Consider the following 15,022-nt stretch of genomic DNA (forward strand, 5'->3'; position numbering starts at 1 on the left):
CGCCGATCCTCGCGACCCGCTCAACGTCCGACCTCCGATCTGGTGCCCACACCCCGCACCATGCTGCGTACCTGACGCGCCGCCACCGAGAGCGTCGCGAGGTCCAGCGTCCCAGACTCGAAGATCTCGCCGAGCGCGGACCTCGCCCGGGCGAGTCGCGACGCGTTGGTCGACTCCCAGTACGCGATCTTCTCCTGCGGCGACTCGGTGGGCTCACCGCCGGTGAGCACCTCGAGGGTGAGCGAGCGCAGCGACCCGTACAGGTCGTCGCGCAGCGCCAGTCGCGCCAGCGCATGCCAGCGGTCCCCGCGCGCGAGGTCCGAGACCGCGGTGAGCAGCCAGTCGATCCCCAGATGCGCGTCGAGCGCGAAGTACAGCTCCGCGACCTCCTCGCCGTCGCGCTCGGCGATGTCGGCGATGTCGATGATGTCGAGCAGGCAGAACAGGTCCAGCAGCCGATACACCTCGAGCGCGAGCTCCCTGGGCGCCCCGTCGGCGATGGCCGAGCGCGACCGTGCGTCCAGATCGGTCACGTGGTGCCCACGTAGCCAGCCGGGCACTTGCGGTGCGAGCTTACGGAACGACGCCGAGTACCGGCTGATCTCGGCACCGACCGCGATCGGCTGCGGACGGTTGGACAGGAACCAGCGCGAGGCCCGGTCGAGCACCCGCCGCGACTGCAGCATCAGCTCGTCCGACATGTCCGTCGGCATGTCCGCCGTGCGGACGCGTTCCCACACGTCCCGGAGTTCGAAGATCTCCGTGACGGCGGCGTAGGCGCGGATCGCGTCGGTGCTCGACGCCCCTGCGTCCTCCGCGAGCCGGTACACGTACGTGATGCCGCCGTTGTCGATCGCCTCGTTCGCCAGCATGGTCGCGACGATCTCGCGGCGCAGGGGATGCGCGCGGATCGACGACCGGAACCGGGCCCGCAGCTGGGCCGGGAAGTAGTCCGGCAGCCGGGCCGCGAAGAACTCGTTGTCGGGCAGTTCCGTTGCGTGCAGGTCCTGCTCGAGCGCGAGCTTGACGTGCGCCATCACGGTCGCCAGTTCCGGCGAGGTCAGCCCGATACCGGCCTGGGCTCGCCTGCCGAACTCCGCCTCCGAGGGCAGCGCCTCGAGCTTGCGGTCCAGTCCGTGGTGCGCGACCAGCGACGCGATCAGCCGCTTGTGCACCTCCAGGAACTGCGGCGCACTGGCCCGGGACATCCCCAGCTGGTCGTTCTGGGAGATGTTGTCCGCCAACACCAGTCGCGCGACCTCGTCGGTCATGGACGCGAGCAGTGGGTCCCGGTCCTGCGACGCGAGTTCGCCGTTGCTGACCAGCGAATCGAGCAGGATCTTGATGTTCACCTCGTGATCGGAGCAGTCCACGCCCGCGGAGTTGTCGATCGCATCGGTATTGATCTTGCCGCCGCGCAGCGCGTACTCGATCCGCCCCAGCTGGGTGACCCCGAGGTTTCCACCCTCGCCGACCACGCGGGCTCGCAGGTCGGCGCCGTGCACCCGCACGGCGTCGTTGCTCTTGTCGCCCACCGCGGCATCGGATTCGGTGGACGCCTTCACGTACGTGCCGATCCCGCCGTTCCACAGCAGATCCACGGGAGCGGTCAGGATCGCCTTCACCAGATCCGGCGGCGCCATCTCGGTCACGTCGCCGTCGAGGCCGAGGGCGGCTCGGACCTGCGCACTGACGGGGATCGACTTCGCCGTCCGCGCGTACACGCCGCCGCCCTCGCTGATGAGCGAGGAGTCGTAGTCGGCCCACGACGAGCGGGGCAGCGCGAACATCCGCCGGCGCTCGGCGAACGACCGCGCCGCGTCCGGGTCCGGGTCGAGGAACACGTGCCGGTGGTCGAACGCCGCCACCAGGCGGATGTGCTCGCTCAGCAGCATCCCGTTGCCGAACACGTCGCCGCTCATGTCACCGATACCCACGACGGTGAAATCGTCTGCAGCGACGTCGATCTCGAGCTCCCGGAAGTGCCGTTTGACACTCTCCCACGCGCCGCGCGCGGTGATGCCCATCTCCTTGTGGTCGTACCCGGCCGAGCCGCCCGAGGCGAACGCGTCACCCAGCCAGAACCCGTACCCGGCGGCCACCTCGTTCGCGATGTCGGAGAACGTCGCCGTGCCCTTGTCGGCGGCGACGACCAGATAGGTGTCGTCGCCGTCGCGGCGGACGTCCCGCGGGGGCGGCACCACCGCGCCCGAGGCGCGGTCGACGTTGTCGGTGACGTCGAGCAGACCCGAGATGAACGTGCGGTAGCACGCGACGCCCTGGTCCCGGACGGCCTGCCGATCGACCGCCGGGTCGCCGGTGGGCGGCACGGGTTGCTTGACGACGAAGCCGCCCTTGGCGCCCACCGGGACGATCACGGCGTTCTTGACCGCCTGCGCCTTGGCGAGACCGAGGATCTCGGTGCGGAAGTCCTCCCGGCGGTCGGACCATCGCAGCCCTCCGCGGGCGACCGGACCGAAGCGCAGATGGACGCCCTCGACGTCGGGCGAGTACACGAACACCTCGAAGCGCGGGCGAGGCTTGGGCAGTTCGGAGATGTGCGTGGGATCGAACTTGAGCGAGAGGAACCCGCGCGGCGCGCCGCCGTCGCCCTGCACGTAACGGTTCGTCCGCAGGGTCGCTCGCACCAGCCCGAACAGCGCGCGCAGGATGCGGTCGACGTCGAGGCTGACCACCGCCCCGATCGCCGTCCGCAGTGTGTGCTCGAGGTCGTGGCGGCGGCGCTCGCCGTCACCGTCCCCGGCAAGGTCGGGGTCGAACTGGGCCTCGAAGAGTTCGATGAGCCGACAGGCGATCTCGGGGTGCGCGAGCACCACCGACTCGATGTGGACCTGGCTGTAGGAGAATCCGGCCTGCCGCAGGTACTTCACGTACGCCCGCAGCACCGACACCTGCCGCCAGTCGAGCCCCGCGCGCAACACCAGTTCGTTGAACCGGTCGGCCTCGGCGCGTCCGTGCCAGATCGCGGTGAAGGCGTCGGTGAAGCGGTCGCGCAGCGCCTCGTCCGGCACCCCCGCGTGCAGATCCGGCGCCACGTCGCGCAGCAGCTCCGCCGGAACCGCGAGCCCGAAGTCGTAGATCCAGCAGCGCACCGAGTCGGGGCGCACCACCTGGTACGGCCGCTCGTCGAGGACCTCCACGCCCAGACTGTGCAGCACCGGCAGCACGTGTGAGAGCGAGATGCCCTCGCCCGCGAAGTACAGCGCGAACTGCCACTGCCCCGCCGGCGCCGACTCGTCGCGGTAGAGACGCAGGTCGATCGAGTCCTCCTGCAGCGTATCGAGCCGAGCGATGTCGGCGAGCGCGCGCTGCGGACCGAAGTCCTCCTTGTAGCTCTCGGGCAGCACGGCGGCGTACTGCGTCGCCTGCGCCGGATCGACCGCCGGGTCGGACGCCACGGCGTCGGCGAGATGATCGTCCCAGCTCCGGCTCGCCGCGGCCAGCAGTCCCTGGATCCGCAACCGGTTCGCCTCGGACGTGTCGATGGGGGCCTCGCTCCCCCCGGCCGGCCGGCGGATCGTCACGTGCAGCATCGCCAAATCGCCCTCGGTGACGCGGGCGGTGTATTCGACTGCGCCGCCGCCGAGTTCGTCGTGCAGGATCTGTTGCATCGCGAGCCGGACCCGCGTGGTGTAGCGGTCCCGCGGCAGGTAGACCAGGCACGAGACGAACCGGCCGAAGGTGTCCTCGCGCATGAACAGGCGCACTTGCCGGCGCAGCCCGATGTTGAGCACCGCGGTCATGGTGCCGACCAGGGTGTCGGTGTCGATCGAGAACAGTTCGGTGCGCGGGAACGACTGCACCACCTCGAGCATCGCCTGCCCCGAGAAGGAGTCCAGGTCGAAGCCGGCGCGCGCGATCGCGGTCCGTACCCGGCGCTCGATCACCGGGATGTCGAGCACGTTCTCGTGCAGCGCGGTCACCGTGAACACCCCGAGGAAGCGGTGTTCCCCGACGATCGACCCGTCGTCGCCGAGAATGCTCACACCCACGAAGTACGGGTACACCGACCGGTGCACGGTGGCCGGCGCCGAACCCTGTGTCAGCACCAGCAGCGGCCGGTCGGGGATGTCGGCCGCGAGCGGGATCTCGATGTGCTCGTCGGCGAGCGAGCCCGACCGCAGGACCCCCAGTCCGCTGTCCGGCACGGGCCGGGCCGGGCCGGCGCCGCAGTCGTACCGCCGATAGCCGAGGACCGTGAAGTGCCCGTCGGCGAGCCACCGCAGCAGATCCGCACAGTCCCGCAGTTCGTCGGCGGACCGACCGGGGGGCGGATCGCCCTGCAACACATCGAGTTCGGCGGCCAGAGTCCGCTGCAACGCGCGCATCGCCTCGGTGTCGGCCACCACCTGACCGACGTCGGACAGCACGTGGACGATGGCGGACTCGAGGGCGTCGAGCACCGAGTCCTCGGTCGCCGGGTGCAGTTGCACGTGCATCCAGGATTCCGTGACCGTGCCCTCGGGAAGTGCGCGGGCCGGGACGTCGGGGAAGATCTCCAGGAGCGACCCGTCGTCGTCTCGGAGCACGCCGAGAATCGGGTGGATCACCTCGCCGATCGACGCCTCGAGTCGGCTCAGCAGCGCGGTCACCGACTCGACGATGAGCGGCATGTCGTCGGTGACGACCTGCAGCGCCGCCCCCACCCCGGTGCCGTCGCCCGGGCGGTGCACCCGCGTGACCGAGCGGCCGGGCAGGCGGTGGCGGGCGAGCGCCAGGTGCTCGCGGAGGATCGCGTCGGTGTGCTCGTCGAGAACGCCGTCCGGCTCACCGGCCGACGTGTGCCGGAAGTATGCGGTGGCCAGTTCGGGTAGCCGGGCCCTCAGGTCCTCGGGCAGCTCGTGTGCCCAGTCGGCATCCACTGAATCGGTCATCGCGACGCTCCGTCCGTGTTCGAGGTCACCGCGGGTCGGCTCACTGGCGAGCCTAACCGCGGCGACCCCGAGTCGCGCGGGACTGCGGCGCCGGAGCGCAGCGCCCGTTACGCGGGCGCGGTAACCGGCAGATAGCGCTCCAGTATCCCCCGCTCGCCGTCGGACAACGGTCGCGAGGTCTCGGTCCGCACGTCGAAGCTCACCAGCACCGCGTCCCCGGTAGCGCAGACGTTGCCGGCGGTGTCCTTGACGACGTGCCGCAGCGTGAACGACGACGTCCCGACCCGCACCACCGACACGTCGACCCGGACCGGACCGGACGCGTCGGTGATGGGACGCAGGAACTCGGCGTCCATCTTGCGGACCACGACCGCGCGCGGGGTGACGCCCGCCGACGTCGCCCCCTCGGTCAGGAAGAGCGACCGCGCCTCCTGCATGTACTCCACGACGCGGGCGTTGTTGACGTGACCGAGGCGGTCGGAGTCACCCCAACGGACCTGGATGTCGCAGCTGTAGACCTCAGGTGTCGTCGTCACGTCAGTCCCGGGTCAGCTTCCGGTGGGTGACTCGGTGCGGGCGCGCGGCGTCGGCACCGAGGCGGTCGACCTTGTTGGCCTCGTACGCCTCGAAGTTGCCCTCGAACCAGAACCACTTGCCTTCCTCGATGTTGCCCTCCCACGCCAGGATGTGGGTACAGGTGCGGTCGAGGAACCAGCGGTCGTGGGAGATCACGACGGCGCAACCGGGGAAGTCCTGGAGCGCGTTCTCGAGCGAGCTGAGCGTCTCGACGTCGAGGTCGTTGGTCGGTTCGTCGAGCAGGATCAGGTTGCCGCCCTCCTTGAGGGTCAGCGCCAGGTTGAGGCGGTTGCGCTCACCACCGGAGAGGACCTCCGACGGCTTCTGCTGGTCCGGACCCTTGAAGCCGAACGCGCTGACGTACGCGCGCGAGGGCATCTCGTTCTGGCCCACCTCGATGTAGTCGTTGCCGCCCGAGACGACCTCCCACACCGTCTTCTTGGGGTCGATGTTGGCGCGGGTCTGGTCGACGTAGCTGAGCTTGACCGTGTCGCCGACCTTGACGGTGCCCGAATCCGGCTCCTCGAGCCCGACGATGGTCTTGAACAGCGTGGTCTTACCCACGCCGTTGGGGCCGATGACACCGACGATGCCGTTGCGCGGCAGCGTGAAGGACAGGTCCTTGATCAGCACGCGGCCGTCGAAGCCCTTGTCGAGGTGCTCGACCTCGACCACGACGTTGCCCAGGCGCGGCGGCGTCGGGATCTGGATCTCCTCGAAGTCCAGCTTGCGGTGCTTCTCGGCCTCCGCTGCCATCTCCTCGTAGCGGTCCAGACGGGCCTTGTTCTTGGTCTGGCGGGCCTTGGCACCGGACCGCACCCAGGCGAGCTCCTCCTTGAGGCGCTTCTGCAGCTTCTGGTCCTTCTTGCCCTGGACCTCGAGCCGCTCGGCCTTCTTCTCCAGGTACGTCGAGTAGTTGCCCTCGTACGGGTGCAGCTTGCCGCGGTCGACCTCGCAGATCCACTGCGCGACGTGATCGAGGAAGTAGCGGTCGTGGGTGACCGCGAGGACGGCGCCCGGGTAGCTCGCCAGGAACTGCTCGAGCCACAGCACCGACTCGGCGTCGAGGTGGTTGGTGGGCTCGTCGAGCAGCAGCAGGTCGGGCTTGCTCAGCAGCAGCTTGCACAGCGCGACGCGGCGGCGCTCACCACCGGACAGGTGGGTGACCGGCTCGTCGGCCGGCGGGCAGCGCAGCGCGTCCATGGCCTGCTCGAGCTGGGAGTCGAGATCCCAGGCGTCGGCATGGTCGAGCTCCTCCTGGAGCTTGCCCATCTCGTCCATCAACTCGTCCGAGTAGTCGGTCGCCATCAGCTCGGCGATCTCGTTGAACCGGTCGAGCTTGATCTTGATGTCGCCGAGGCCCTCCTCGACGTTCTGCTTGACCGTCTTCTCCTCGTTGAGCGGCGGCTCCTGCAGCAGGATGCCGACGGTCGCCTCGGGGTCGAGGAACGCCTCGCCGTTCGACGGCTGGTCCAGCCCGGCCATGATCTTCAGGATGCTCGACTTACCTGCGCCGTTCGGGCCCACCACACCGATCTTGGCGCCCGGGTAGAAGCTCATGGTGACGTCGTCGAGAATGACCTTGTCGCCATGCGCCTTGCGCACCTTTTTCATCGTGTAAATGAACTCAGCCACCCAACGGCTCCAATCTGGACTGGAAATGTGCAGCTCACCGGCTGCGAGAACGTACGACTCGCCCGCCAGCCTACCGCGCCCGTCCCGCACCGGGCCCGCGCGCGGGACCGGTGCCCGATAATGGCGCGGTGCGGTCGCGGAAGAAGATCTTGGACGCCACGCTCGGGCTCATCGGGAGCGCCGGGTTCGCCGGCGTCAACATCGCCGCCGTGGCGGCCGCCGCGGGCGTGACCCGGCAGACCGTCTACTCCATCTTCGGCACCCGCGAGGACCTCGTCTCGCAGGCGGTCGCCGGGCTTCTCGCCCAGGTCCTCGGCGACATCCGCGCCCGCGTCGACACCGCGTCGTCGCCCGTGGAGTACATCGTCGAACTCGTCGTCGCCGGGCGCGCCGCCATCCGGGACGTGCCCGTGCTCGGCGCCCTGCTCCACGCCGGGCAGGGCAATCCGCTGTTCGACCCCGGCATGATCGCGCGCGCCAAACCGGTTGCCCACGAACTGCTCTCACCGATCGTCGAACTGGAGCCCGCCCTGGAGAGCCGGTTGGACGACATCGTCGAGATCGCCTTGCGGCTCGGCATGTCCGTCGTGATCTTCGACGACGAGGCGGTCCACACCGACGACGACCTGCGCCGGTTCCTCACCCGCTGGTTGCGTCCGGCGCTCACCGGGAGCGCGCCCGACCACGCGGGTTCTTGACACTTGCGGCGACGAATGTCTAGTTTTAGCTCGCTCTTCGGAGTGAGCACCGTCACTCCGCGCGGCTGACCGCTGCTCCGCCCGAGAGCTGAAGGGACCGTTCATGCGCTGCCCGCGCACGAAGGGACCCTTCAGCCCACTGGGGTGTCCGGGACGAACCGACGTGCGGTAGCCCGTCTCGAGCCAGGTCGTGTCCGAGAAGTGGGGGGAATTCGCCGTGCCCGAGATCACGAGAAGGTCGTTCCTGACGGCCGCCGCCACCGCGGGGGTGGCGCTGGCCGCGTCCGGAACAGCCCGCGCCGCGGGCGTCGCGGCGCGCGTCGCCCGGGTCCCGGTCACCCGCGAGGAACATCGCGTGATCGTGGTCGGGTCGGGATTCGGCGGCGGCGTGGCCGCGCTCCGGCTCGCGGAGGCCGGCGTCCCGACGCTCGTGCTCGAGCGCGGAATCCGCTGGCCCACAGGACCGAACGCCACCACCTTCCCCAGCCCGACGGCGCCCGACAAGCGTGCTCTCTGGTACCGGTCGGCGCCGCAGCTGTTCGGGCGCCCGGTGGTCGTCGAGCCGTTCACCGGCCTGGTCGAAGCGGTGGTCGGGGACAACATCACGGCCCTGTGCGCCGCCGGACTCGGCGGCGGATCGCTGATCTACCAGGGAATGTCGCTGCAGCCGTCGGAGGCCGTCTTCACGACGCACTTCCCCACCGGCTTGGACTGGACCGAGATGGATCGCATCCACTATCCGCGCGTCGCCCGCATGCTGGGGCTCGCGGTCGCCCCCGACGAACTCGTCGACAGCCCCACCTATCTGGCCCCGCGGACGTTCGCGCAACACGTCCGGCGCGCCGGGCTGCCGCTGTCGAAGATCCCGATGCCGATCGACTGGAACTACGCGCTCGACGAGCTCCGCGGCCTGATGAAGCCGGCGTACATCACCGGCGAGGGAGCACTCGGCGTCAACAACGGCGGCAAGCACTCCGTCGACGTCACCTACCTCGCGGCCGCCGAGGCGACCGGCACGGTCACTGTGCAGACGCTGCACGAGGTCACCGACGTGGAGCGGGCGCCGGACGGCCGCTGGACGGTGTACGTGAACCGGATCGACACCGCAGGGCGGGTCGTCGAGAACAAGGTCCTCACGACGAACGCGCTCGTCATGGCCGCGGGCAGCCTGGGCACCACCAGGCTGCTGGTGCGCGCCGCGGCGCAGGGCCGCATCCCCGACCTGCCCGACGGGCTCGGCGGCGGCTGGGGTACCAACGCCGACCGGATCTACGTGTGGACCGACCCCGCCACCGCCTTCGGCGAGACGCAGGGCGGGCCGGTCGTCTACGGCAGCCTCAACTGGGACGATCCCCGCTCGGCGCACACCGTCATCCAGGCCTCGATCCCGTCCCTGTCCGTGGATGTCCGCAGCACCATGCTCGTCGGCTACGGCGTGAGCGACGGGCGGGGCAGCGTCGTGTACGACCCGTCGGTGCACGACACGGTGCTCCGGTGGCCCCGCGAGGGCGACCGGGCCATCCAGAACGGCCACATCGACCCGACGGTCCGGGCGATCGCCGGGCCGTCGAGCATCCTCACCGACACCAACGCCCTCGTCCCGTCGACGTGGCACCCGCTGGGCGGTGCGTGCATGGGGACGGTCTGCGATCTCGAGGGCCGCGTCGTCGGGCAGCGCGGACTGTACGTGCTCGACGGCGCCCTCATGCCCGGCAACACCGCCGCATGCAACCCGTCGATGACGATCGCCGCCGTCGCCGAACGCGCACTCGACCGCATCGTGACGCAGGACGTGGGCACCGTCATCTGACGGCCCACCGTCGCCCCCGACCCTACGACCCGAAAGCTCCGTGCATGAAGAACTCTCGACCGTCTCGTCGTCCCACCCGAGCTGCTGTCGCGGCAGTACTGAGCTGGGTGACCGGCGCACTCGTCCTCACCGCGGCTCCGGCTGTGGCCGACACCGACTTCTACACGCCGCCGGTCGACTTGCCGGCCGCCGCGGGTGCGGTGGTCCGGGCCGAGCCGTTGCCGCTGTTCGCGACGATTCCCGAGGCGGACGGGACGTGGCCGGCCGCAGCGCAACTGGTCATGTACACCTCCCGTCTGCAGGACGGCACGCCGACGGCGGTCACCGGCACCTTCATCGACAGCACCCACCCGTGGCGCGGTGACGGTCCGCGCCCCACGGTGATCATCGCGCCCGGCACGTCCGGCCAGGGTGACCGGTGCGCGATGTCCCGTGCCTTCTCCACGGGCGTGATCGCAGGTACCGATCCCCTGTTCGTGTCGGCGAATCAGGAGGCGCCGTCGGCGGCGCTGTGGTCGTCGTTGGGGGCGCGGGTCTTCGTCACCGACTACATCGGACTCGGTACGCCCGGCGTCCACACCTACGTCAACCGTGTGGAGCAGGCCCACGCCGTGCTCGACGCGGCCCGAGCGGCGAACCAGCTCAGCGGCAGCGGGCCCGGGACCCCGCTCGCGTTCTGGGGATACTCGCAAGGAGGCGGGGCCACGGCGGCGGCCACCGAACTGGCACCCACCTACGCTCCCGAGCTGAACATCGCGGGCGCGTGGGCCGGTGGGCCGACCGCCGACCTCGAGCAGGTGCTCGGGCAGATCGACGGCAACCTCATCGGCGGTGCGATCGGGTTCGCCGTCAACGGTTTCGTCGCCCGGTACCCGGAGCTGGAATCGACGCTCGAGCAGCGGATGACACCCGAGGGCCGCGCGGTCCTCGACACCATCGGCAGCGAGTGCATCGCCGACGTCATCGTCGAGCAGCCGTTCCTGCAGACGCGGGACTACACGCGCGACGGGGCGTCGCTGCTCGACAACCTCCGCACCGTCCCGGAGGCGATGCGGGTGCTCGACGACCAGCGCATCGGCAGGATCGCGCCGCAGGTTCCCGTGCTCGTCACCAGCGGCCGAAACGACGACACGGTGCCGTACGCGCAGGCCCGGCAGTTGGCCGTGGACTGGTGCGAGCGCGGCGCCGACGTCACCTTCCGCACCAACGAACTACCGCCGATCCTGCCGGGCACCACGTTCGGCAACCATTTCGGCCCGCAGATCCAGGATGCGTACGTCGACGGCGCGCCGGTCCGGTTCCTGCTCGACAGGTTCGACGGCGTCCCCGTCGCCCCCGGCTGCAGCCTGGCGTGAAAGATCGCCGCCGCGGCGACACCGCGGCGGCGGTCCGTCAGAGCCGTGCCCGCACGAACGGGGTCGAGTCCGGCAACGACGCGGCCATGGTGCCGTCGTGGTTGGTCGGGTACGTCATGTAGGTGGCGTCGACCCCGGCCAGGCGCAGGTCGGCGATCAGCTTGAACGACAACGGTGCCGGCACCACGGTGTCGAGCAACCCCTGCGCGATGAACAGCGGTCGGTCGTACCCACCGGTGGGCACGCCGAGGTACTGCGTGAGCGCCGCGTGCATCGCCGGCTCTCCGAGCGAGCGGGTGAGCAGTTCCCCGACGGACACCCCCTGCACCGCCTCGGTCTGGTCGTCGTAACACAGCGTCTCGGCCGCGTCGACGAGTTCCCGGCCGCGCGGGGTGAGATAGCCGTCGACGTCGACCTGGGGCATCGTCGCCCGCATGCCCGCCAGGATGTACGTCGTGAAGACCGTGAGCCCGTCGAGCCCGAGTGGGGGAATCCATGGTCCGCCGACCGCGAACGCCGACTCGAGGTTCGACGGTGCCCCGGTGGTGACCGCGCCGCGGTAGTCGAGTTCGGGCGCGTACCGCGTCGCCTCGTGGGCGGTGAACAGCGCCGCGTGCCCGCCCTGCGACTGACCGATCGCCATCCAGCGCGGCGACAGCTCCGGCGCCACCGCACGTCCCGCACGCACCATGTCGATCACCGCGGTCGCCTCGGACGCACCCTCGAGGTACGGATGCACACCGGGAGTGCCGAGCCCGATGTAGTCGGTCGCGACGATGGCATACCCCTGGGACAGCCAGTGCCCCAGGTAGTTCGCGTCCCGCACGCTGCGGGCATTGGCCGAGGGCGCGCACGCGTCCCCGAGTCCCACGGTGCCGTGCGCCCACGAGACCACCGGCCAGCCGCCCTCCGGTGGCGTGCCTTGTGGCACGAACACCACGCCCGTACTCGACGCGGGCCGGCCGGCGGCGTCCCGCGTCGAATACGTGACCCGGTACTGCCGTGCCGTTCCGGGCAACCCCAACTCGGGAGGTAGCGCCTCCACCGATTGCACCGCGCCGGCGGCGTCGGCCGGCGCCGCGCCCGCCGACGCCGTGGCGGGAACCAGCACGGTCAGCGCCAGCGCGGTCATCACCGCCGTCGCGCGGCCCCACATTCCGACGGTAGTTCGACGCATTTTCCCTCCCGGCACGTGGATCGGATGTGCCGTCACTCTTGCAGACGGCGGACCGATCGGGTGCCGAACACGCGATCGCGCGGAGCGGACGGTCGTCAGCCGGCGAGCACCGCGACGTCCTCCGCCACCGCCCCGTCCTCGTCCGGGGTCTCGGCGTCGGGTGCGTCCGCGCTGTCGGGTTCGGTCGTCGCCCGTCCCCGCCCCGACCGATCGAGCCGGGCGGTGCAGCGCGCCAGGTCGGGTCCGACCGCGCTGGCCCGCATCTCCAGGTCGGTGCGCGGTTCCCCGTCCCGGGTGCGGTATTCGTTGGTGCGCAGCTCGCCGTGCGCGATGATCGGGTCGCCCTTCATCAGCGACGCGCCCACCCCCTGCACCAGCCGACGCCAGCAGCTCACCGTCAGGTACAGCGTTCCGCCGTCGACCCACTCACCCGACTCGCGGTCGCGGCGGCGGACGTTGCTGGCCATCCGGAAACTCATGACCTCCTCCCCGGACGCGGTCTCCCGCTTGACCGGATACATCTTCCGTAAGGGGTGGCGATCGAAAGAAAAAGACCCGACGCGGTTGCAGCCGCTCGGGTCTGGTGTCCGACTGTCGAAGGAGTCGAACGTGCCCAATCATACCCCTACCAGCGGAATTAGGCGAGGCCCCCGCCTGACCGCCCACTTCACGACGATCAGCAACGCCGTCATGAACGACGACCGCTTAAGCTTCCGCGCTCGCGGCGTCTTGATGTGGCTGCTGTCCAAGCCGACCGACTGGCGCACCCGGTCCGTCGCGATCGCGGCGCAGTCCCCGCGTGAGGGACGCGAGGCGATCCGCACTGCGATGCGGGAACTCGAAGAGTTTGGGTACCTAGTGCGCGAGCGCGTCCGTGACGGAGAGACTGGCCAGTTCGCGATCGTCCAGATCATCCACGAGGTTCCCGCCGACACCGAGCCCTCCCCTGCTCCGGAGCCCAGGAATCCGGGCTCCGGGAACCCGACCGCCGGGATTCTGGGCGCTACAGAAAGAACTGATCGAGCAAGAATTGAAACCAACCACCCACCGCGCCCCACGACGAAGCCGCTGACGTCGCCGACGCACCGAGCACCGCGGCGAACGGGTGTCGTGGTGTCGAAGCACTCGAACGGGCAACTCGACGCTCTCGCGGCCGCGTGCCGTGACCGCGGCCTGACGGCCAGCTGGACCGCGCTGAAGCCCGAGCAGTGCCAGATGATCGAGGCCTTGCTCGAAACCCACGGCGCCGCCGCCCTCGCCGACGCTGCACGCGCGGCGCACCGCCCCCACAATCCGACGCTGTACGCCCAGGGCTGGATCGGGGCCTGGTCGACGCTGCCACTGCCCCGCCCCGCCACGACTGCACGGCCGGCATGCGGCGCATGCGTCAACGGCTGGATCGAGGACCCCGACGACCTGTACGGAAAGAAGCCCGCGGTCCGCTGCGCCTGCCGCTCCACCGAGGCGGTGGCGGCATGACGGTCGCTGAGCAACTGACACAGATCCTCGATGCGTCCACAGTGCGCACCTGCACCGAAACGCACGACCGCAACCAGACGCCCGCCCTCGCCTACGCCCGCGCGCTCTGGGCGCTCGAGGCCGACCTCCGCGCACTCGCCGCGACGATCGAAGGAGCCCACCAGTGACCCGCTTCCGTTTCGACGCCGTCGCGACATACGTGATTGCGATCCTCGCTTTCGCCCTGTCGTACGCCAACCTCGCCGACCTCGCCGCACGGGCCGGGTACGGCACCGTCATGGCCCACGCGTGGCCGCTCGTCGTCGACGGCCTCGCGGTCGTCGCGACCTCTGCGGTGATGCGGCTGCGCGGCGGCCGCGCCTACGCGTGGATCCTGCTCGGCGCATCCACCATCGTGTCCGTCGTCGCGGGCGGCGCGGCGCACCTGTTGCCGGCGGGCCCACTCCCCGGGTGGGCGGGCGCGGCCGTCGCAGTCATACCGCCGCTGTGCCTACTCGTCGCGCCGCATCTCGCCGTGCAGCTCCACCGCGACGCAGTCGCCGCCACGGACGCCGACGCACTCGACGCGGCGACGCGCGACGCAAACGCCACCGACGCGCCCGGCGCACCCGACGACGAGCCGACGCGGGAGCCTGAGCCCGACACCGACGCGCCGGTCGTCACGCTCGTCGCCGTGCCCGACCCGGCTCCTGTCTCCGACGCACCCACTGACCAGGAGCGACGCACCACCGCGCAGGCCGACGCACTGCGCACCGCCACGGCGTCGGATGCCGACGCACCTGCGACCACGGGCGACGCGGCGCGTGAGTCGAACGACACGAAGTGGCCCCGTGCGGTGCATCTGCTCGTGACGCGCCCGGACATGTCGCAGCGCGCCGTCGCGGCCGACGTCGGCATGTCCGACGCAGCACTGCGACGACGCATCGGGCCCGGCGGGCGCGACGCACTCGTGGCAGCGCACCGCGGCGCGGCCGACGCGCTCGCCGGGTAAGCACGTGTGGAAGAAACCCGCCGCTGGCATGATCCGTCGCATGAAACGAACCATCAGCGCTGTCGCGCTGTCAGCTTCGGTGCTGGTGCTCGGCGGGTGCACCAGCACCGACAGCGGGCCCTCGGACGCCGAGCTTCGCGAGACCGCGTGCGAGTCCTTCGCCGCCGTCACTCCGGGCTTCTACGAAAGCACAGCCGCGGTGCAGACATTGGCCGATCCCAGCGCCAGCACGCGCGATCGGACGGACGCGATGAATCAGCAGCTCGATCAGATGTCCGGCGCGAGGCTGCGGACCCGACCCTACGACTGCGACGACCCACGGGACGAGAAGTACTTCGATGACTTCTACGCCGGCTTCCTGAAAGACCAGCAGGGCGAGAAGTAGCCGACCCGCCGCCAGAAACAA

The 15,022-nt window shown here is 70.3% G+C and carries 12 protein-coding genes; 7 read left to right on the forward strand and 5 right to left on the reverse strand.

Annotation, left to right across the window (positions count from 1 at the left end):
- Positions 1 to 20 precede the first annotated feature (20 nt).
- The 3 genes from E7742_RS11000 to ettA all read right to left on the reverse strand — a co-directional run bounded on the left by E7742_RS11000 (position 21) and on the right by ettA (position 7,106).
- Complete coding sequence (locus E7742_RS11000; RefSeq protein ID WP_137798987.1) at positions 21 to 4,895, reverse strand: NAD-glutamate dehydrogenase; 4,875 nt, start codon at positions 4,893 to 4,895, stop codon at positions 21 to 23.
- Positions 4,896 to 5,002: 107 nt separating this feature from the next.
- Positions 5,003 to 5,431, reverse strand: a complete 429-nt coding sequence (locus E7742_RS11005; RefSeq protein WP_137798988.1) for an acyl-CoA thioesterase — start codon at positions 5,429 to 5,431, stop codon at positions 5,003 to 5,005.
- 1 nt (position 5,432) lies between these two features.
- A complete protein-coding gene (ettA, locus tag E7742_RS11010) occupies positions 5,433 to 7,106 on the reverse strand; it encodes an energy-dependent translational throttle protein EttA (RefSeq protein ID WP_137798989.1) in 1,674 nt (557 codons plus the stop codon).
- Positions 7,107 to 7,234: 128 nt separating this feature from the next.
- Here ettA and E7742_RS11015 point away from each other — a divergent pair, with 128 nt between their 5' ends.
- The 3 genes from E7742_RS11015 (at position 7,235) to E7742_RS11025 (ending at position 10,969) form a co-directional block, all read left to right on the forward strand.
- Positions 7,235 to 7,804 carry a TetR/AcrR family transcriptional regulator gene (locus E7742_RS11015; protein ID WP_137798990.1) on the forward strand — a complete coding sequence of 190 codons (570 nt, stop codon included), beginning with the start codon at positions 7,235 to 7,237 and terminating at the stop codon, positions 7,802 to 7,804.
- 217 nt (positions 7,805 to 8,021) lie between these two features.
- Entirely contained in the window at positions 8,022 to 9,614 is a 1,593-nt protein-coding gene (locus E7742_RS11020; protein WP_137801157.1) for a GMC oxidoreductase, read from the forward strand.
- Positions 9,615 to 9,658: 44 nt separating this feature from the next.
- Positions 9,659 to 10,969: a lipase family protein gene (locus E7742_RS11025; protein WP_137798991.1), complete on the forward strand. Its 1,311-nt coding sequence runs from the start codon at positions 9,659 to 9,661 to the stop codon at positions 10,967 to 10,969.
- Between the two features lie 37 nt (positions 10,970 to 11,006).
- Here E7742_RS11025 and E7742_RS11030 read toward each other — a convergent pair whose 3' ends face one another.
- Together E7742_RS11030 and E7742_RS11035 are read right to left on the reverse strand one after the other, a co-directional pair.
- The gene (locus tag E7742_RS11030; RefSeq protein ID WP_137798992.1) at positions 11,007 to 12,146 is read right to left on the reverse strand and encodes an alpha/beta hydrolase family protein; all 1,140 of its coding nucleotides are present in this window, start codon (positions 12,144 to 12,146) and stop codon (positions 11,007 to 11,009) included.
- 95 nt (positions 12,147 to 12,241) lie between these two features.
- Positions 12,242 to 12,667, reverse strand: a complete 426-nt coding sequence (locus tag E7742_RS11035; protein ID WP_137798993.1) for a single-stranded DNA-binding protein — start codon at positions 12,665 to 12,667, stop codon at positions 12,242 to 12,244.
- 88 nt (positions 12,668 to 12,755) lie between these two features.
- On the opposite strand from E7742_RS11035, the gene E7742_RS11040 reads away from it, so the two are divergent.
- From E7742_RS11040 to E7742_RS11050, 4 genes are read left to right on the forward strand one after another with little or no spacing between them, the layout of a single operon-like run.
- Positions 12,756 to 13,625 carry a replication protein gene (locus E7742_RS11040; protein ID WP_368076965.1) on the forward strand — a complete coding sequence of 290 codons (870 nt, stop codon included), beginning with the start codon at positions 12,756 to 12,758 and terminating at the stop codon, positions 13,623 to 13,625.
- Positions 13,622 to 13,792 (forward strand): hypothetical protein, encoded by a 171-nt coding sequence (locus E7742_RS23205; protein ID WP_175420464.1) that lies wholly within the window; start codon positions 13,622 to 13,624, stop codon positions 13,790 to 13,792. Before E7742_RS11040 ends, E7742_RS23205 begins: the two co-directional genes overlap by 4 nt.
- The gene (locus E7742_RS11045) at positions 13,789 to 14,616 is read left to right on the forward strand and encodes a DUF2637 domain-containing protein (protein WP_137798994.1); all 828 of its coding nucleotides are present in this window, start codon (positions 13,789 to 13,791) and stop codon (positions 14,614 to 14,616) included. Before E7742_RS23205 ends, E7742_RS11045 begins: the two co-directional genes overlap by 4 nt.
- Positions 14,617 to 14,620: 4 nt before the next feature.
- Complete coding sequence (locus E7742_RS11050; RefSeq protein ID WP_137798995.1) at positions 14,621 to 15,001, forward strand: hypothetical protein; 381 nt, start codon at positions 14,621 to 14,623, stop codon at positions 14,999 to 15,001.
- Positions 15,002 to 15,022 lie beyond the last annotated feature (21 nt).

Origin of the sequence: Rhodococcus sp. SGAir0479 (genome assembly GCF_005484805.1) — a bacterium.
Classification (GTDB): domain Bacteria; phylum Actinomycetota; class Actinomycetes; order Mycobacteriales; family Mycobacteriaceae; genus Prescottella.